Raw genomic sequence first — 18,065 nt, 5'->3', positions numbered from 1 at the left:
ATGAGGTTCTATACACTTACTTGACTAAATACGTTAAACTCTTCGAATACCCTAAATAATCAAGAAAAAAGTTGCTGACAGATGTCCCAATGGCAATCGTAACAAGAATGAGTAAAATCCTCGTCTGCAATACCTTTCCAGATTTCATCAGGCGTTCGATATGGATACCTTGTAAGGCCCACCACGTAATGGTAATAAACAATAAATGCGAAACAATCGCAATCAGTGCTTGTTGCCCTAAAAGTTGCGCCAAAAAAATCGACTCCTTTTGTTTGGCTTACCATCACCTAGGATACAAAACAATCCCATATAAATGGAAACCACACTTTTTCCCGCCCAAACAGGCAGTATAAAGTATCCCTCCGAAAGAAGGGGCACTACCTATTAGAGTTCACTTTGTTCGAGCATCACATTCGTGAAGGATAAGGTCTCACGCTAACGAAAGTTTCACTTTACCCCTCTCATTGCTCCACAATAAAAAGCGTAGAGCGATGACTCTACACTTTTTGTTTTCACTATTGTACCACGTTCCCTGTGAAGAAGAAATCTTTCATCAATGGAAAATATTCATAAAAGAAATTGTAGCCAATTGCCGGCAGAATCCCGAGTAATACAGTTGCAATTGCACAAAAACTAATGACGACTTTCAAATTGATCGGTAAGTGTACCGGCTCTTCTTCATCACTCTTTCGAAAGAACATTTGCTGCAAAATACGGAAATAATATACAAACGAGATAACCGTTGTGCCCATCATGACTGATGCCAGCACGTAATGGGCTGGACTAGCAGTGAAGGCACTTAAGAAAATATTAACCTTTCCGATAAAACCAGCTGTTCCTGGAATTCCTGCCAAAGACAGAATGAAAATGGTCATCGCTGCAGAGGCAAACGGAGAGCGTTTGTGTAAACCAGAGAAAATTGTTAAATTTCCCTTTCCGCTTTGTAAGATTAATCCATGGATGACTGCAAAAGCTCCTATATTCATTAACACGTATGCCAACATATAAAACCACATACTATCCATTGTAAATGGTGATAACGCTACAAGCGGAACGAGTAAATATCCAGCGTGCGCTATGCCAGAATAGGCGAATAGACGCTTTACGCTGTATTGCTTGAGTGCCACGACGTTACCAATGATCATTGTAATAATAGCGAGCACGGCAATATATACGCTCATATTAGCAAATACTGTTTGCTCACTTCCATGAACAGGTATAGCACCGAATACCATAAGGAACAATCTTATCATCATAATAAAGCCGGCGATTTTAGAAATTGTCCCGAGGAAAGTTGTAACAGGTGTCACGGCCCCTTCATATACGTCTGGTGCCCACATATGAAACGGCACCGTCGCAATTTTAAAGGACAGCCCAACAAACAGAAGCAAGAAAGCAAGCGATAACAAAAGCCCGATGCTGCCATCCACACCTTGCATGAGAACTTCCTGCATACCAATAATATTAGTAGCCCCCGTAATGCCGTATAAGTAACTCATTCCAAAGAGCGTAATAGCCGTCCCAATTCCGCCATTAATAACATATTTCATCGCCGCTTCATTCGAAGCACGATTTGTCTTTCGAATCCCAACTAAAATGTACGAAGACAGTGATAACAATTCTAGGCCAATAAAGAGCGTAATAAAGTCGACGCTAGACGCCATAAACATCGCCCCGAGAACTGCCATTAAAAATAAATAATAGTATTCCCCTTTATCTTGAATCGGCTCTTTTTTATCATCGCTCATCGCCATACATAAAACGAGGATGGCTGCAATTAATAGTAACGTTTTAAACCCTTTTGAAAATCCATCTAGTACAAACGAACCACTTAAAATGTCTCCAGCCGGTTCACCATACAATGTAATTAATGCGATTAGCGATAGCACTGCCGCTCCAATCGCCCCAAGCCCTAAATACTTACGATCAAACTTTAGAAATAAGTCAAGAAGCGAGAGAAGGATGGCCGCTCCAAGAATGATGAACTCCGGTACCATTAAATGCCAAGATAAGCTAAGTAATGTATTCATATCCATCCTACCTCACCCCCAATATTTTCACTGTGTATTGCAGCGGCGTTCCTAACAGTTCTGGCATAACACCAATTGCAAGAATACAAGTGAGCAAGAGTACAATCGGAACGTATTCCCAGCCGCGGACATCCGGCCTCGCTGCTAATTCCTTCTTTCCAAATGTCACTTGAAGCGTAGCCCTTAGTACATATACCGCTGTTAAAATGATGCCAAGCGCACCGATCGCCGCGAGCATTGGCTTCCCTTGAAATAGCCCGAGGAATGCAAGAAACTCACTAACAAACCCAGACATGCCCGGAAGGCCAAGCGAAGCCATGCTTCCTGCTAATAAGAAACCACTTAACACAGGAACTTGTTTTGCGAGGCCACCAAGCTTCGTAATGTCAGACGTGCCAAAACGCCCCTCAATCATGCCGAGCAAGCAAAATAGTAGCGCTGCAATTAAACCGTGAGATACGACTTGAAATAGTGCTCCCTTCATACCGGCTGCATTCAGTGCCCCAAGTCCCATTAAAACGATTCCCATATGCGAAATACTGGAATAAGCGAGTACCTTTCGAAAATCTGTTTGAATGATCGCTAGAAAAGCACCGTATAGCAAGTTGATTACCCCTAAAATCGCCAGTAGCATCGCAAAGTCTTGAAACTGCTCCGGGAATAGCCCCTTCCCAAAGCGAACGATGCCGTATGCTCCAATCTTGAGCAGAACACCCGCATGGAGCATCACCGCAGCAGGATGGGCCTCGACATGCACATTCACCATCCAGCGATGCAAAGGAAATACCGGCAGCTTAATGGCAAAGGCAATCATAAGAGCAATGAATAAGTTGAGCTGCAATGCATTTGAAATATCGCCTAGGAGCGCCGTGTCCGCCCCAGTCAAAATATCTTTTAACTCTGTAATATTTGTTGTACCCGTTTTTGCAAAGAGGATAGAAAACACAATGAGTAGAATCGCCGATCCAATTCCGTTATAAATCAAATAACTATAGGCAGCTTTTTCACTGTTCAATTTCCCCCACTTTCCAATAAGCAAAAACATCGGTGGTAATGTAATTTCAAAGAAGACAAAGAATAGAAGTAAATTTTCTGCTGCAAAGACACCGAGCATTCCAATTTCAAGTGTTAATAAAAGCATGTAAAAACCTTTTATATTTTTTTGAATGGAAAAGGCAGTAATCGCCGCAAGTGTCGCTAAAAGCGCCGTGAGTATCATCATCACAAGCGAAAAGCCATCGATACCAAGCTCATAGTAAATAGAAAACAACTTTTCATCTACGCCCGGGAAATGTCCGAATTGAATCCATTTCACCTTTTCAGCAAACATCGTTAAGCTCTTTCCGGAAGCATATGTACTAGCCAGAACAATCGCGATGCCAAGCGGAAGAATTGTTCCGAACAAACCGAGACCTCGCACTGCACGCACTTCCGTTTTCGGTGTTAACATAAGTAAAAGAATCCCTAGAAGCGGGGAGAAAATGAAGAATGATAATAATAATGCATTCATTGCCAATACCCCCCCGTATATAACAGAATGACAACTAATGTCGCCACGGAAACAGCCACTGCGGTTCCGTATACTTGTACGTTTCCGTTTTGAAGTTTAGAACCAACAATGCTTGCTCCTCTCACAATACCTCTGATTAACTGGGCGATTCCTTCCACAATATAGACCTCACATAAGTGAAGCACATAAGCGATTCCTTTTACGAGCGGGAGCACAGTCACACTATACATTTCATCTACATAATATTTTTCCTTAAGGAGGCTATATAGAACTGTCTCTTTTCCGCCATCCCGATCTCTAGAAATGGATCGTTTCCCATAGATGAGATATGCCGCGAGAATGCCCGCGAACGAAACGAATGTCGCAACAATCATAATCCACACCGGACCATGACTTTGCTCTACTTGGAACGGGACATTCTTTGTAAGCCAGTCCCCAAGAAACGTGCCAAACCAAGGCGTATTGATATACCCTGCCAAAACTGCAAGAATACCAAGGACAATCATCGGAAATGTCATGACGCGCGGAGATTCATGCACACCCTCTTCTTTCTTCGCCTCTCCTGTAAAAACGAGAAAGTATAACCGGAACATGTAAAACGCCGTTAAAAATGCTGCGAGAACCGCAAGGACAAACAAAACATAATTGCCGTGCATCCACGTCGCCGCCAAAATTTCATCCTTACTAAAAAAACCTGAGAAGAGCGGGACACCACTAATTGCTAGCGTGCCGATTAAGAAGAGCAGCCCCGTCACTTTCATTTTCTTCTGCAATCCGCCCATTTCATTAATGTTTTGCGTATGCACCGCATGAATGACGCTTCCTGCCGCTAAGAAAAGCAATGCTTTAAAGAAAGCATGTGTCGTTAAATGAAAGACTCCAGCAACGTATCCTGCCGAGCCAAGCGCGAGCATCATATAGCCGAGCTGGCTCACTGTTGAATATGCGAGGACTCTTTTTATATCCGTTTGTACGAGGCCAATGGACGCAGCAAAGATTGCAGTAAAGGCGCCAACGACCGCGACTGTTTGCATCGCTGCAGGACTTGCAGAGAATAGCGGAAACATCGTTGCCACTAAGTACACACCTGCTGCAACCATCGTTGCCGCGTGAATGAGTGCAGATACAGGCGTTGGCCCTTCCATCGCATCTGGTAGCCACGTATGAAGCGGAAACTGACCTGATTTCCCCATGGCACCAATAAAGATCAAGATTGCCGTGAGCGTTATCATAGTAGGTGATATGTCCCCCATTTTCATCGCTTTAAAGATTACTTCATATTCAAAGCTACCAGCCTGCCAGAAGAGTAAAATCATCCCGATAAATAAGCCTACATCTCCAATACGCGTCATAATAAATGCTTTTTTCGCAGCAGCCTTCGCTTCCTCTTTAAAGAAATAGAAACCAATTAGTAAAAACGAGCCAAGTCCAACTAATTCCCAAAATATATAAAGCTGTAGTAAATTCGTCGAGATAACAAGCCCGAGCATCGCAAATGTAAAGAGCCCTAAATACGCATAAAATACGGGCAACCTCTCATCACCATGCATATACCCTTTTGAATACACATGTACAAGGAAGCTAACGAGTGTCACAATAAAAAGCATCAAAGCATTTAATGCGTTAATCTCAAAACCAAACGAAAGATCCACATCACCAATTCGGAGCCATAACCACTGATGCTTTACTGTTTCTGATGAAAACCGTTCTATTAATACAGTCGCCGCACCCACAAAGGAAAGAAATGTGAGAAAGATACCAAGTAAGCTGCTTCCTTCTCTCAATTTTCCCCCAAACATAACGAGCAAAAAAAACGAGGTAAGTGGGAAAAGCGGTATGAGCCATGCATAATCGATCATTGTTTCCTTCCCCCTTTTCGGTCACAATGCTAACCCTTAAGCGAATCCATTTCATCTACGTTAACTGTTGCATGTTTACGATATAACGCAATTAATATTGCAAGTCCAACTGCTGCCTCAGCTGCGGCAACAGACATCGTAAACAGTGAAAAGATTTGTCCTGTTAAGTTCGGAAAAAAACCTAATTTACTAAAGGCGACTAGGTTTAAATTCGCCGCATTTAACATCAGTTCAATACAAACTAAAACAATGACCGTATTCCGCTTTGTTAAAGCCCCGAATAAACCGATGCAAAACAGAATAATGGCAAGAGCTAAGTAGGCGGAAGCTGGAACACTACTCATTGGAATCCCCCTCTTTCTCATCCTTCTTCGCAAGTACAATTGCCCCAACAAGTGCAACAAGTAAAATAACCGACGTTAATTCAAATGGAATGACATATTTCGAATATAAGAGTGTGCCAATTTGAAGTGTGTTTTGTTCATGAAGTGGTACACTTCCTTGTACACTTCGATTTGTAAAATCTATATTATTAACAGCGAAATACATCACCCCGCCAAACACTACTACTGCGAAGAAGATGAGCCATTTACGAAAACTAAAACTAGATTCATTTTCAGCGTCATGTTTCGTTAACATAATGCCGAAAATCATAATAATCGTAATCGCCCCGGAATAAATTAAAATTTGCGCTACTCCAACAAACTCTGCCGATAATAGAAAATACAATCCCGCAATGCTAAGAAACGTAAACACAAGGGCGAGCATCATATGCATGACTTTCGTTAAGTTCAGCATAAGAATACCACCGATAATCGCCGTTAAGGATAGTAAAAAAAACGCTATCAACTCGCCGTTCATGCTTTATTCTCCTTTCTGACGTTCTCATCATTTTCATCTAGCCACTGCAAATTTTTAAACAAATCATCACGCGTATACTCCGCTAGCTCAAAATTGTTTGTCATAACGATTGCCTCTGTTGGACAAACCTCTGTACATAAATCGCACAGAATACAAATTTCAAAGTTAATATCGTACGTATCAATGATTTTTCCTTTTTTCGCCGGATCCGGATGCTTCTTCCCTGTTAGTTGAATACAGTCAGTTGGGCAGATGTTGGCACATTGGTTACAAACAATACACTTTTCTGGATAAAATTTTTGAATCCCTCGAAAGCGATCTGGTAGTGGCAATGGTTGATTGGGATAATCGTACGTTACTTTTTTCTTACTTAAATTGCTAAGCGTATACTTTAATCCTTTAAATAGTCCTTTCATATCTTAGTGGCACCCCCCTCATGGATTAGAAGAACAACTCCTTAATCAATGCCGTTAAGAAAATGTTCGCAAGTGCGATTGGCAATAATACCTTCCAGCCAAACTCCATTAATTGATCGCCCCTGATACGTGGAAACGTAACGCGGAACCAAATTAAGAGAAAGACCACCGCGCTAAACTTTAAGGCAAACCATACAGCTCCAGGAATAAAACCAAGGAACATAATTGGATTCCATCCTCCTAGGAAGAGCACCGTAATGAGCGAAGCCATTCCAAAGAAGTATACATATTCAGAAAGCATAAAGAATGCCCAGCGAAACCCCGAATACTCTGTATGATATCCAGAAACAAGTTCCGATTCCGCCTCTGGTAAGTCAAACGGCGTCCGGTTCAACTCTGCAACCGCTGCGATTAAGAAAATTACAAAACCGATTGGCTGTGCGAAAATGTACCAAACCTTCTCCTGCGCCGCTACAATTTCATTTAAATTAAGACTGCCAGCTAATAAGACAACACCAATGACGCTCATTACAAGCGGAATTTCATAGGAAATCATTTGCGCCGCCGCACGCATCCCGCCTAAAAGTGAATATTTATTGTTTGATGCCCATCCCCCGGTCACAACACCAATCGTTGTAATCCCTGATACAGCGATATAGTAAAGAAGCCCGACTCCAATATCTGCAAACTGAAATTTATCCGTAAATGGAATGACTGCAAGCACCATAAAAGCTGGTGCAAATGCAATAACAGGTGCCAATATAAACAGCGGCTTATCTGCGGCTTTCGGAATGCTATCTTCTTTTAATAAAAGCTTTAAAACGTCAGCAACTGTTTGCAGTAAACCGAATCTGCCGCCGACCTGGTTCGGACCAATCCGCCCTTGCATAAATCCCATCACTTTTCGCTCTGCTAAAATCCCATATGTAACAAATCCAAGGACAGCAAATAAAAGAAGCACCGCTAACCCAAAAAAGATGAAAAAATTTGTCCAGCTTGCCGATGACTCTAAGAGGCGCTCTATCATCACCCATCAACCTCCCCAAGCACAATATCAACGCCACCTAAAATCGTAATTAAGTTCGCGATATTTTCGCCCTTCAAAAGCTTCGGTAAAATTTGAAGGTTGTAGAAAGAGGGCCTGCGGAACTTTAAGCGATACGGCTCTTTCTTTCCTTCACTAGCAATATAACAGCCAATTTCTCCGCGCGGTGACTCGATCCGGACAAATGCCTCGCCCTTTGGTGCCTTAATAATTTTCGGCACTTTCGCCAACACTGGCCCTTCTGATGGGAATTGCTCAGCTGCCTGCTCAATAATTTTGAGAGACTCCTCAATCTCCTCCATCCGACAAACGTAACGATCCCAAGCATCCCCAACGTTTCCTACCGGAATATCAAAATCAAAGCGATCATAAATAGAGTACGGTTCATCCTTGCGAAGATCCCACTTCACACCTGTGCAGCGTAAATTTGCCCCGCTAAGCGAATAAGAAAGCGCATCTTCCGCACTATATATTCCAACGCCCTTCACACGATTCAAGAAAATTTCGTTTCCGCTCACAAGGTCGTGATAGCCTTTCAATTGCTCCCTCATATATGGAACAAACTCGCGAACCTTTCGGGTCCAGCCATCTGGAGCATCCCATTTTACACCGCCCACTCGCATGTAATTAAACGTTAGCCGCGCACCACAGAGTTCATTTAAGAGATTAATAATCATCTCCCTCTCCCGGAATGCATATAGAAACGGACTAACCGCTCCAATATCAAGAAGGTTTGTTCCCCACCAAACGAGGTGACTCGCAACGCGGCCAAGCTCCATTGCAAGTACTCGCAAATATTCTGCACGCTCTGGAATTTCAAGGCCCATCATTGTCTCAACAGCGTGACAAATCACATAGTTATTCGTCATCGCTGATAAATAGTCCATTCGATCTGTATAAGGAATAATTTGTGTATACTGCAAGCTCTCTGCGATTTTCTCTGTTCCACGGTGTAAATACCCAATGACAGGTGTAGCCTCCTTAATAATTTCCCCATCAATTTTAATAACAAGCCTAAATACACCGTGCGTACTTGGGTGCTGCGGTCCTACATTTAAAAGCATTTCTTCTGTACGGATCATACTGCTACACCTCCACATCCAAAGGCTCATAATCTTTTCGAAGCGGATAACCCGCCCAATCATCCGGCATTAAAATACGCGTTAAATTGGGATGACCTTCAAAGATAACACCAAGCAAATCATACGCTTCTCGCTCTGGCCAGTTCGCCCCGTGCCATAGCGGCGCAATCGATGCTACCCGCGGCGCCCCCCTATCTACCTTCACCTTCACTGCTACAGATTGACGCTTTCCATATGAAAACAAATGGACATACACTTCCATATGTGTAACGAAATCCGTCGCATGTAACTCCGACATATAATCAAAGGCAAGTCCTTCATGACACTTTAATAATTCCATCACTTCATAGTAATTCTTCAGCTCAACAACAAGCGTTGGTACATCTTTTGAAAGTTTATTAATATAGTAGTCTACTAATGAATGTTCGCCTGTCTTCTCCTTAATAATCTTTACATAAGCATCTAAATATGGCTGATTCGGTGATGGTTCTTCCTGCTTCGGCTCTTCTTCCTTCTTACCCGCAGCACCTTTTGCCTTGGCAGCAGCTGCTGCCTTTGCTTTCGCCACTGCAATTGCCTTTGCCTTTTCATCGTTAGATGGCGCTCCGCCTTTTGCTCCTTTCTGCTTTGCTAGCGCTGCCGCTTTTGCCTTTGCTGCCGCCGCGGCTTTCGCCTTCGCTTTTGCTTTTTCCTCTTCCGATATCGCTCCGCCTTCTGTCGCTTTCTGTTTTGCTAACGCTGCCGCTTTTGCCTTTGCTGCTGCCGCGGCTTTCGCCTTCGCTTTTGCTTTTTCCTCTTCCGATATCGCTCCGCCTTCTGTCGCTTTCTGTTTTGCTAACGCTGCCGCTTTTGCTTTTTCCTCTTCCGATATCGCTTCGCCTTCTGCTCCTTTCTGCTTTGCTAGCGCTGCCGCTTTTGCCCTTTCCTCTTCCGATATCGCTTTGCCTTCTGTTTCTTTCTGCTTCGCTAACGCTGCTGCCGCGGCAAGTCGTTTTGCTTCCTCTATATTTATCTCCGCATCTTTTGGTAGCGCTTTCTCTTTTTCTTCTCCTTGTACCTCATCCTTAGACATTTCCGCCTCATGCCTTGCAGCAAGCCGTTTCCGCGCTTCTTCTTTCGCATGTCTTGCCGCCTCTTTTTTCATGTCCTCTATCTCTTTATTCGGATCGCTCATCTATTCGTCACCTGCTTTCCAGTCTTTGCTTCGTAACGAATCTTCTCTTTTAATTTATTAATCCCATAAATTAAAGCAGCTGGGTTCGGGGGACATCCTGGAATGTACACATCTACCGGTACGATTTGGTCTACCCCTTTCACAACAGCATACGAGTTCACATACGGGCCACCAGCTGTTGCACAAGAACCCATTGCAATAACCCATTTCGGTTCTGGCATTTGATCGTATAAGCGACGCACAATTGGGGCCATTTTCTTTGTTACTGTTCCTGAAACAATCATGACATCTGATTGCCTCGGCGATGTCCGGAAAAATGACCCAAACCGGTCTAGATCATAATGCGATGAGCCAACTCCCATCATTTCAATCGCGCAGCATGCAAGTCCAAATGTCATCGGCCATAAAGAATTACTACGCGCCCATCCTTTTATCTGTTCAAGTGTTGTAAAAAAGATATTTCTCTCTAATTCCGCTCGTTCCCCTGGATGTAAATCTTCAAAATTTATAACCATTGTAACACCTTCTTTTTCCAAGCATAGGCCAAACCAATGAGCAACATAATGACAAAGATCAACATTTCAATAAGCGCGAACAAACCAAGCTTGTCATATGCGACAGCCCACGGATATAAAAATACAGTTTCCACATCAAAAATGACAAACAATAATGCAAAAATATAATAACGAGCATGAAAACGAACATTTGCATCATGATAGGGTTCAATTCCGCTTTCGTACGTCGTTGCCTTTGCTGCACTTGGTTTATGTGGGCGCAGCAGCTTGCCTAATGTAAGGGCCACCACCGGTAGTAATATGCCCAATAGTAAAAAGATCCCAACAATCATATAACTATTTTCATATACATTCGCCACCCTGAAACCCTCCCCCCTAAATTAAGAACAAGTTCACTTAGTAAACAATATGTCTAACCTGCATTATTTATTATTTTTAAATTTTTCTAAATAATGAGACTATTATTCTCATTATAACAAACTTCAAATTCCTATGTCGATATATTGGGAAAAAGAAAAACCAAGTAACTAGAGGATGACTTCCCCCCCTATGTTACTTGGTGTACAGCAATTGTAACTAATTTCATTCTCATAAAAAAACTAGCATGAATGATTAATTTCATGCTAGTCGGTTTTTTAAAAAGTAGTATCTTCTTTTTTATAATATTTCTTTGAAATTTCCTTATAAAACGCAGCAAATGTCGTGTAAAAATATGGAGCTAACCATAGAAAACCAATTCCTAAATAAAGATGCTATGCTTTCTCTGATACATACTGATAAAAATGAGCAGTCGTTGTACTAATATATGGACAGAGCCAAAGCAACCCAAACCCGAAAGGAATCATCGCTAATATTCCCCAACCAATGAAACTAAGCCATAAAAGGAATAAATCCATTTTATGTCCTTTCATTATTTTTTTACTTTCTTTCATCGCTTGTAAAACACCATATTCCGGATTGTCTATCATAACATAATAAGTCATCGTATATGAAAAGTACGCAATAATAATGACAATAAATGAAACAAGTAATAAAACAAAAAATGCGATTGCTGACCCTTCCCCAGCACCCCCTGTCTCATCTCCTAACAAACCAACAATAATCATTAGCACGAAGGGAATCCATATTCCAGAATATAAAAAGATTAAAAGCATCGCCTTTGCAGCATTCATCATTCTTCTAAAACCACGAAAACCTTCAAATAAAGCATCTATTGTAGCACCTTTTCTCCTGCTAATATTTAAAAACACATTCGTGTAACCATACGCTGTAATACCATATGTTCCAAGATTCATAACCATTATAAGCCCATACAAAATAACGAAAGTAACAATAAAACCGATTGTCGCCGTTTCCACTTCAAATAAATCGATAGAACTACCAAGTGACATAAATAAAAGAACAAAAGGAATAATGACAATAAGAGTTGCAACTGTTGATATAATATAACTTAAAATAACATATAAGAGTGTTGAACCTACGCCAAGCCCCCATTTTCCCCTTAATGATTGTAAAGCTTCTCGTTTCATTTCACTAATCACTTTCTCATCTCCTTTTCTAATCAAACTTGTAAAGCTTTTTCCTAGATAGAATCAGAATAATTATACCATTTTTGGAAATATTTTTTCGTTATATAATTATACAACGAATCAACAATGTCTAAAAAAAGAAAGTGTTGTTACCCATAAGTTATAAAACAAAAAAATCCGTAAAGGAATGAACCTTTACGGATTTTCTTATTTCATATCGGAAACGTTCAAACGGTTTACTGCACGCTGCAGCGCCAGTTCTGCACGCTTGAAGTCAACATGTACTTGTTTATCTTGCATACGTTGCTCAGCACGGCGCTTCGATTCGTTTGCACGATGAATATCGATATGGTTTGCTTCTTCAGCAGATGGTGCTAATACTGTTACTTTATCTGGACGAACTTCGATAAAGCCACCGCTTACTGCTATATAATCAGTGTGACCGCCATTCTTCAAACGAATCGCACTAATTTTCAGCGGTGCAACAGTTGGAATGTGACCTGGTAAGATCCCCATTTCCCCGCTCTCTGCTTTTACACTTACCATTTCTACTTCTTTTTCGTAAACCGGTCCATCAGGAGTTACAATACTGACTGGAAATGTCTTCATAATTCGTCCCTCCTAAGGCCTTACGCCATCATTTTCTTCGCGTTTTCAATAACTTCTTCGATACTACCAACAAGACGGAATGCATCTTCTGGAAGGTCATCATATTTTCCTTCTAGAATTTCTTTGAAACCACGAACTGTTTCTTTTACAGGTACGTAAGAACCTTTTTGACCTGTAAATTGCTCTGCTACGTGGAAGTTCTGTGATAAGAAGAACTGAATGCGACGGGCACGTTGTACAACTAACTTATCTTCTTCAGAGATCTCATCCATACCTAAGATAGCGATGATATCTTGAAGCTCTTTATAACGTTGAAGAGTTTGCTGTACTTTACGAGCTACTTCATAATGCTCTTCTCCTACGATTTCTGGAGAAAGTGCACGAGATGTAGATGCTAATGGATCTACCGCTGGGTAAATACCCATTTGTGTTAAACGACGCTCTAAGTTTGTTGTTGCATCTAAGTGAGCGAACGTTGTAGCTGGTGCTGGGTCAGTATAGTCATCGGCTGGTACATATACCGCTTGGATAGACGTGATAGACCCTTTATTTGTAGATGTAATACGCTCTTGTAATTGACCCATTTCTGTTGCAAGTGTTGGCTGGTAACCTACCGCAGATGGCATACGACCAAGAAGGGCAGATACTTCAGAACCCGCTTGCGTGAAACGGAAGATGTTATCGATGAACAATAGTACGTCTTGTCCTTGCTCATCACGGAAATGTTCAGCCATTGTTAAACCTGTTAATGCAACACGTTGACGTGCACCAGGTGGCTCGTTCATTTGTCCGAATACCATCGCAGTTTTCTTGATTACGCCAGAATCGCTCATTTCATGGTATAAGTCGTTACCTTCACGAGTACGCTCACCTACACCAGCGAATACAGAGATACCACCGTGCTCTTGTGCGATGTTGTTAATTAATTCCTGAATTAATACTGTTTTACCTACACCGGCACCACCAAATAGACCGATTTTACCACCTTTAATGTATGGTGCAAGTAAGTCTACTACTTTAATACCAGTTTCAAGAATTTCTACTTTCGTAGATAACTCTTCGAATGCAGGTGCTTGACGGTGAATTGGATCACGGCGTACATCCGCTGCAACTTCACCATCTAAGTCAATTGCATCACCTAATACGTTAAATACACGACCAAGTGTTGCATCACCAACCGGAACAGAGATTGGTTTACCAGTATCTTCTACTTCTGTACCACGAACAAGTCCGTCTGTGGAAGACATCGCAACTGTACGAACTGTATCATCACCTAAGTGAAGCGCAACTTCTAAAGTTAAGTTAACTGCGTCTTGTTTAATTCTAAGGGCATTGTAGATTTCAGGTAGCTTTCCGCCGTCAAACTTAACGTCTACAACCGGACCCATGATTTGCGTAACGCGCCCTTTATTCATCGGGTTCCCTCCTAGCTTTCTTTAAATTAGCCAACTTTCTATGAGAGTCGGCTTTCATTTTTTATTAGTGTAGCTTGAGCGACTCTTCCGAAAGAGCCGCTTCCGCCTTTTATTACTCTAGCTGCAGCGGCTAGAAGGATCGGTGGCTTCGCTTTTTCCTGCGAGGCACAAAACGCCTCTACGTCAAAAGCTCCATCCCCCTCTCATTCTGAACAAACCGCTTCCGCCTTTTATTACTATTCTAACGCTGCTGCGCCACCAACGATTTCCGTAATTTCTTGCGTAATCGCTGCTTGACGAGCACGGTTGAATGAAAGTGTAAGTGAATCGATAACTTCCATTGCGTTGTCTGTAGCACTTTTCATTGCTGTCATACGCGCTGCGTGTTCACTTGCTTTACCATCTAGTAATGCACCGTACACTAAGCTTTCTGCGTATTGTGGCAATAATACTTTTAAGATATCTTCTTCAGAAGGTTCGAATTCATAAGCTGTCGTCGGTTTGTCCGACGTCACTTCCGTAAGCGGTAAAATTTTATTTTCCGTTACTTCTTGTGAAATTTTACTTACAAAATGGTTGTAGTAAATATACAACTCATCATAAGCACCATCTGCGAACATCGCAATTGCTCGAGAAGCAAGGTCTTTAACATCTGTAAATGATGGGTGATCAGATAATCCAACTACTTCATCAATAATGTTAAAGCCGCGACGTTTTAAATAATCACGTCCTAGTCGTCCAAGCACAATAATTGAATATTGGTTTGAATCCATATTATGACGTTCACGAATTACATTACTTACCGTACGTAATACGTTACTGTTATAACCACCTGCTAGTCCGCGATCAGATGTAATAACGATGTATCCTGTACGTTTTACAGGACGCGCTGTTAGCATTGGATGATTGATCCCTTTGCTACCTTGCGCAATGCTCGCTACCACTTCTTGAATCTTTTCCATATACGGAACGAAAGATTTAGCATTTTGCTCTGCACGACTTAACTTCGATGCAGATACCATCTCCATCGCTTTCGTAATTTGACTCGTTTTCTTTGTCGAGTTAATTTTCGCTTTTATATCGCGTAAAGATGCCACAGGTTTTCACCACCTTTTTTCCGGAAGTTGGCACGATTAGTAAGAATCCTTTTGATTCATCTTCCTAATCTACGTTGCAAGATATTCTTGCTCATGATTGAAGGAAAAGAATAGGTGCACCTACTCTTTTCCTCTACATAACCGTCAGCAATTCCTGTAAGAGTTGCCTTTTTATATAATCTAGCTCTGCCTCCTAGCCCATTTCGTCTAAGAACCTTCCCCACAAGAAGGTGAAAAGCACCTTCTGTGGGAAAGAACCTTAGCCGGCGGGGCTAAACAGTCGGCTCCGCTTTTTATTATTCAGAAGCTACGAATACTTTTTTGAATCCGTTGATTGCTGCTGCAAATTTGTCGTCATCCGCAAGTTTCTTTGTTGTGCGAATTTCGCTTAATAATTCAGCTGCATTTGAATCTAACCAAGCATGGAATTCTTCTTCAAAACGAGTGATATCTGCTACTGGGATATCATCTAGGAATCCACGTGTTAGAGCGTAAAGAATGATAACTTGCTTCTCTACTCGTAACGGTTTGTGTAATCCTTGTTTTAATACTTCAACTGTGCGAGCACCACGGTTTAATTTCGCTTGTGTTGCTTTATCAAGGTCAGAACCGAACTGAGCGAACGCTTCTAACTCACGATAAGATGCAAGGTCAAGACGAAGTGTACCTGATACTTTACTCATCGCTTTAATCTGAGCAGATCCACCAACACGAGATACTGAAGTACCTGCATCGATTGCTGGACGTACGCCAGAGAAGAATAAATCAGATTGTAAGAAGATTTGTCCATCTGTGATAGAGATTACGTTTGTTGGGATGTAAGCTGATACGTCCCCTGCTTGTGTTTCGATGAAAGGTAGAGCTGTTAAAGAACCGCCGCCTTTTGCATCGCTTAATTTTGCTGCACGTTCTAGTAAACGAGAATGTAAGTAGAATACATCCCCTGGATATGCTTCACGACCTGGAGGACGACGTAATAGTAATGACAGCTCACGGTAAGCAGCTGCTTGTTTTGATAAGTCATCATATACTACTAATACGTGTTTTCCGTTGTACATGAACTCTTCACCCATTGTTACACCAGCGTAAGCAGCTAAGTATAATAATGGAGCTGGTTGAGAAGCTGATGCTGTTACAACGATTGTGTATTCTAATGCACCATGCTTACGTAGTGTTTCTACTACGTTACGTACTGTAGATTCTTTTTGTCCAATTGCAACGTAGATACAAATCATATCTTCATCTTTTTGATTCAAGATTGTATCAAGTGCAACTGCTGTTTTACCAGTTTGGCGGTCACCAATGATTAACTCACGTTGACCACGGCCAATTGGTACAAGCGCATCGATCGCTTTAATACCTGTTTGAAGTGGTTCATGAACAGATTTACGATCCATTACACCTGGTGCTGGACTTTCGATTGGACGAGTGTTTGTTGTATTAATTGGGCCTAAACCATCTACTGGTTGACCTAATGGGTTTACAACACGACCGATTAGTTCTTTCCCTACTGGTACTTGCATGATGCGGCCAGTACGACGAACTTCGTCACCTTCACGGATTTCTGTGTAAGGTCCTAAAATAATGATACCTACGTTGTTTTCCTCTAAGTTTTGTGCTAGCCCCATAACGCCGTTAGAGAACTCTACAAGTTCACCAGCCATAACGCTATCAAGACCATGAGCACGTGCGATACCATCACCAACTTGGATAACTGTACCAACATCACTAACTTCGATTTCAGACTGATAGTTCTCGATTTGTTGCTTTATCAGTGCGCTAATTTCTTCAGCTCTGATGCTCATGTGCTTCACCCCTATCTATTCTTCATAAGTTCACGCTGAATACGTGCTAACTTTCCTTGTAAACTGCCATCATAAATGCGATTTCCAATGCGTACTTTAATGCCGCCTAGTAAATCTTCATCTACAACATTTTTAATACGAATTGCATCTTTTCCTGTTCTCTTTGCAAATGACTCTGCAATGCTAAGCTTTTCATCTTCTGATAGAGGACGAACTGAATATACAGTCGCATCAGCAACGTTGCGTTCTTCATTAGCAAGAACAACATATTCATTTGCAATTTCAGGTAGAATTTCAATACGTTTGTTATCAACTAAAATATATAGCGTATTTAAAATTGATTCAGAAACAGAAGCAAACACGTTAGAAAGAAACGTTTTTTTCTGTTCCTTTGAAATGTTTGGTTGTGTTAAAAAGCTATGTAGTTCTCCGTTCTTTACAAAAACGTTTTGTACAAGGCGTAATTCCTCTTCAAACATTTCTAATACGTGTTTTTCTTTTGCAATTTGAAAAAGAGCGACAGCATAACGTTTTGCTACAATCTCATTGCTCATCGCGCTTCTCCTACTTCTTTAATATACTCGCGAATTAACTTCACTTGGTCTTCTTCTTTTAATTCTTTCTCAATTACTTTAGAAGCAATTTGAACAGATAAAGAAGCAACTTGTTCTTGCAGAGCAGCAATCGCATGCTCTTTTTCGCGTTGAATTTCTTGTACAGCAGATGCTTTAATAGATTCTGCTTCTTCTTTTGCAGCAGCAACAATAACATCTTTTTGATCTTCTGCTTGCTTTTTCGCTCTTTCGATTAACTCTTGTGCTTCAACACGTGATTGTTTTAACATTTCACGTTGTTCTTCCACTAATTTTTTCGCCTCTACGTTGTTCTTTTCTGCAGCGTCGATTTCACTAGCAACATGCTCTTCACGTTCCTTCATAATTCCCATCAAAGGACCCCAAGCAAATTTACGTAGCATGATTAATAAAATTAGGAAAACTAACAATGTATAAGCAATCGTTCCAAATGGAATGGCAGCTCCTAAAATTAAAGTTGGCACAAGGATTCACTCCCTTCGTGATATCTAAATTTACTATATGAAAAAAAAAGACAACCATTTC

The 18,065-nt window shown here is 41.4% G+C and carries 19 protein-coding genes; all 19 read right to left on the bottom strand.

Annotated elements, in window-relative coordinates; genetic code table 11:
- Positions 1-16: 16 nt before the first annotated feature.
- On the bottom strand, positions 17-253 hold the full coding sequence (locus tag ACM6HU_RS14700) for a DUF1146 family protein (RefSeq protein ID WP_003202077.1): 237 nt from the start codon (positions 251-253) through the stop codon (positions 17-19).
- Positions 254-515: 262 nt separating this feature from the next.
- A complete protein-coding gene (nuoN, locus tag ACM6HU_RS14695) occupies positions 516-2,030 on the bottom strand; it encodes an NADH-quinone oxidoreductase subunit NuoN (protein ID WP_016112667.1) in 1,515 nt (504 codons plus the stop codon).
- 7 nt (positions 2,031-2,037) lie between these two features.
- Entirely contained in the window at positions 2,038-3,540 is a 1,503-nt protein-coding gene (locus tag ACM6HU_RS14690; RefSeq protein WP_016112668.1) for an NADH-quinone oxidoreductase subunit M, read from the bottom strand.
- Positions 3,537-5,399, bottom strand: a complete 1,863-nt coding sequence (gene nuoL, locus ACM6HU_RS14685; RefSeq protein WP_016112669.1) for an NADH-quinone oxidoreductase subunit L — start codon at positions 5,397-5,399, stop codon at positions 3,537-3,539. Before nuoL ends, ACM6HU_RS14690 begins: the two co-directional genes overlap by 4 nt.
- 29 nt (positions 5,400-5,428) lie before the next feature.
- Positions 5,429-5,743 (bottom strand): NADH-quinone oxidoreductase subunit NuoK, encoded by a 315-nt coding sequence (nuoK, locus tag ACM6HU_RS14680; RefSeq protein WP_016112670.1) that lies wholly within the window; start codon positions 5,741-5,743, stop codon positions 5,429-5,431.
- Positions 5,736-6,260, bottom strand: a complete 525-nt coding sequence (locus ACM6HU_RS14675) for an NADH-quinone oxidoreductase subunit J (RefSeq protein WP_016112671.1) — start codon at positions 6,258-6,260, stop codon at positions 5,736-5,738. Before ACM6HU_RS14675 ends, nuoK begins: the two co-directional genes overlap by 8 nt.
- On the bottom strand, positions 6,257-6,676 hold the full coding sequence (gene nuoI, locus ACM6HU_RS14670; protein WP_003202066.1) for an NADH-quinone oxidoreductase subunit NuoI: 420 nt from the start codon (positions 6,674-6,676) through the stop codon (positions 6,257-6,259). Before nuoI ends, ACM6HU_RS14675 begins: the two co-directional genes overlap by 4 nt.
- 25 nt (positions 6,677-6,701) lie before the next feature.
- Complete coding sequence (nuoH, locus tag ACM6HU_RS14665; RefSeq protein WP_016112672.1) at positions 6,702-7,703, bottom strand: NADH-quinone oxidoreductase subunit NuoH; 1,002 nt, start codon at positions 7,701-7,703, stop codon at positions 6,702-6,704.
- Complete coding sequence (gene nuoD / locus ACM6HU_RS14660) at positions 7,703-8,803, bottom strand: NADH-quinone oxidoreductase subunit NuoD (protein WP_016112673.1); 1,101 nt, start codon at positions 8,801-8,803, stop codon at positions 7,703-7,705. Before nuoD ends, nuoH begins: the two co-directional genes overlap by 1 nt.
- A gap of 4 nt (positions 8,804-8,807) precedes the next feature.
- The gene (locus tag ACM6HU_RS14655; RefSeq protein WP_414848243.1) at positions 8,808-9,977 is read right to left on the bottom strand and encodes an NADH-quinone oxidoreductase subunit C; all 1,170 of its coding nucleotides are present in this window, start codon (positions 9,975-9,977) and stop codon (positions 8,808-8,810) included.
- Entirely contained in the window at positions 9,974-10,492 is a 519-nt protein-coding gene (gene nuoB / locus ACM6HU_RS14650; protein WP_018764931.1) for an NADH-quinone oxidoreductase subunit NuoB, read from the bottom strand. Before nuoB ends, ACM6HU_RS14655 begins: the two co-directional genes overlap by 4 nt.
- Entirely contained in the window at positions 10,483-10,851 is a 369-nt protein-coding gene (locus ACM6HU_RS14645; protein WP_003202297.1) for an NADH-quinone oxidoreductase subunit A, read from the bottom strand. The genes nuoB and ACM6HU_RS14645 overlap by 10 nt, the downstream gene beginning before the upstream one ends.
- A gap of 393 nt (positions 10,852-11,244) precedes the next feature.
- Positions 11,245-12,033, bottom strand: coding sequence for a DUF975 family protein (locus ACM6HU_RS14640; protein ID WP_016112677.1), 789 nt, complete (start codon positions 12,031-12,033; stop codon positions 11,245-11,247).
- A gap of 195 nt (positions 12,034-12,228) precedes the next feature.
- Complete coding sequence (gene atpC / locus ACM6HU_RS14635; protein WP_016112678.1) at positions 12,229-12,630, bottom strand: F0F1 ATP synthase subunit epsilon; 402 nt, start codon at positions 12,628-12,630, stop codon at positions 12,229-12,231.
- A 20-nt stretch (positions 12,631-12,650) separates the two neighbouring features.
- Complete coding sequence (gene atpD / locus ACM6HU_RS14630; protein ID WP_016112679.1) at positions 12,651-14,045, bottom strand: F0F1 ATP synthase subunit beta; 1,395 nt, start codon at positions 14,043-14,045, stop codon at positions 12,651-12,653.
- A gap of 236 nt (positions 14,046-14,281) precedes the next feature.
- Complete coding sequence (gene atpG / locus ACM6HU_RS14625; RefSeq protein WP_003202288.1) at positions 14,282-15,142, bottom strand: F0F1 ATP synthase subunit gamma; 861 nt, start codon at positions 15,140-15,142, stop codon at positions 14,282-14,284.
- Positions 15,143-15,438: 296 nt separating this feature from the next.
- On the bottom strand, positions 15,439-16,947 hold the full coding sequence (gene atpA / locus ACM6HU_RS14620) for a F0F1 ATP synthase subunit alpha (protein ID WP_016112680.1): 1,509 nt from the start codon (positions 16,945-16,947) through the stop codon (positions 15,439-15,441).
- An 11-nt stretch (positions 16,948-16,958) separates the two neighbouring features.
- Positions 16,959-17,501, bottom strand: a complete 543-nt coding sequence (locus tag ACM6HU_RS14615) for a F0F1 ATP synthase subunit delta (protein ID WP_016112681.1) — start codon at positions 17,499-17,501, stop codon at positions 16,959-16,961.
- Positions 17,498-18,004 (bottom strand): F0F1 ATP synthase subunit B, encoded by a 507-nt coding sequence (gene atpF, locus ACM6HU_RS14610; protein ID WP_016112682.1) that lies wholly within the window; start codon positions 18,002-18,004, stop codon positions 17,498-17,500. The genes ACM6HU_RS14615 and atpF overlap by 4 nt, the downstream gene beginning before the upstream one ends.
- Positions 18,005-18,065: the final 61 nt, after the last annotated feature.

The organism is Bacillus sp. IT-79MI2 (assembly GCF_949768135.1).
Classification (GTDB): Bacteria; Bacillota; Bacilli; order Bacillales; family Bacillaceae_G; genus Bacillus_A; species Bacillus_A pseudomycoides.
The sequence above is the reverse complement of the archived record's forward strand: the minus strand, read 5'-3'. Positions and strand labels throughout refer to the sequence as shown.

What these genes read in the sequence shown, in the direction of transcription:
- nuoK (WP_016112670.1), bottom strand. Translation starts at nt 5,743, where the DNA reads ATGAGTAGTGTTCCAGCTTCCGCCTACTTAGCTCTTGCCATTATTCTG.
- nuoN (WP_016112667.1), bottom strand. Translation starts at nt 2,030, where the DNA reads ATGAATACATTACTTAGCTTATCTTGGCATTTAATGGTACCGGAGTTC.
- ACM6HU_RS14690 (WP_016112668.1), bottom strand. Translation starts at nt 3,540, where the DNA reads ATGAATGCATTATTATTATCATTCTTCATTTTCTCCCCGCTTCTAGGG.
- nuoD (WP_016112673.1), bottom strand. Translation starts at nt 8,803, where the DNA reads ATGATCCGTACAGAAGAAATGCTTTTAAATGTAGGACCGCAGCACCCA.
- ACM6HU_RS14675 (WP_016112671.1), bottom strand. Translation starts at nt 6,260, where the DNA reads ATGAACGGCGAGTTGATAGCGTTTTTTTTACTATCCTTAACGGCGATT.
- atpA (WP_016112680.1), bottom strand. Translation starts at nt 16,947, where the DNA reads ATGAGCATCAGAGCTGAAGAAATTAGCGCACTGATAAAGCAACAAATC.
- nuoL (WP_016112669.1), bottom strand. Translation starts at nt 5,399, where the DNA reads ATGATCGATTATGCATGGCTCATACCGCTTTTCCCACTTACCTCGTTT.
- nuoH (WP_016112672.1), bottom strand. Translation starts at nt 7,703, where the DNA reads ATGATAGAGCGCCTCTTAGAGTCATCGGCAAGCTGGACAAATTTTTTC.
- nuoI (WP_003202066.1), bottom strand. Translation starts at nt 6,676, where the DNA reads ATGAAAGGACTATTTAAAGGATTAAAGTATACGCTTAGCAATTTAAGT.
- nuoB (WP_018764931.1), bottom strand. Translation starts at nt 10,492, where the DNA reads ATGGTTATAAATTTTGAAGATTTACATCCAGGGGAACGAGCGGAATTA.
- ACM6HU_RS14615 (WP_016112681.1), bottom strand. Translation starts at nt 17,501, where the DNA reads ATGAGCAATGAGATTGTAGCAAAACGTTATGCTGTCGCTCTTTTTCAA.
- atpD (WP_016112679.1), bottom strand. Translation starts at nt 14,045, where the DNA reads ATGAATAAAGGGCGCGTTACGCAAATCATGGGTCCGGTTGTAGACGTT.
- atpC (WP_016112678.1), bottom strand. Translation starts at nt 12,630, where the DNA reads ATGAAGACATTTCCAGTCAGTATTGTAACTCCTGATGGACCGGTTTAC.
- ACM6HU_RS14655 (WP_414848243.1), bottom strand. Translation starts at nt 9,977, where the DNA reads ATGAGCGATCCGAATAAAGAGATAGAGGACATGAAAAAAGAGGCGGCA.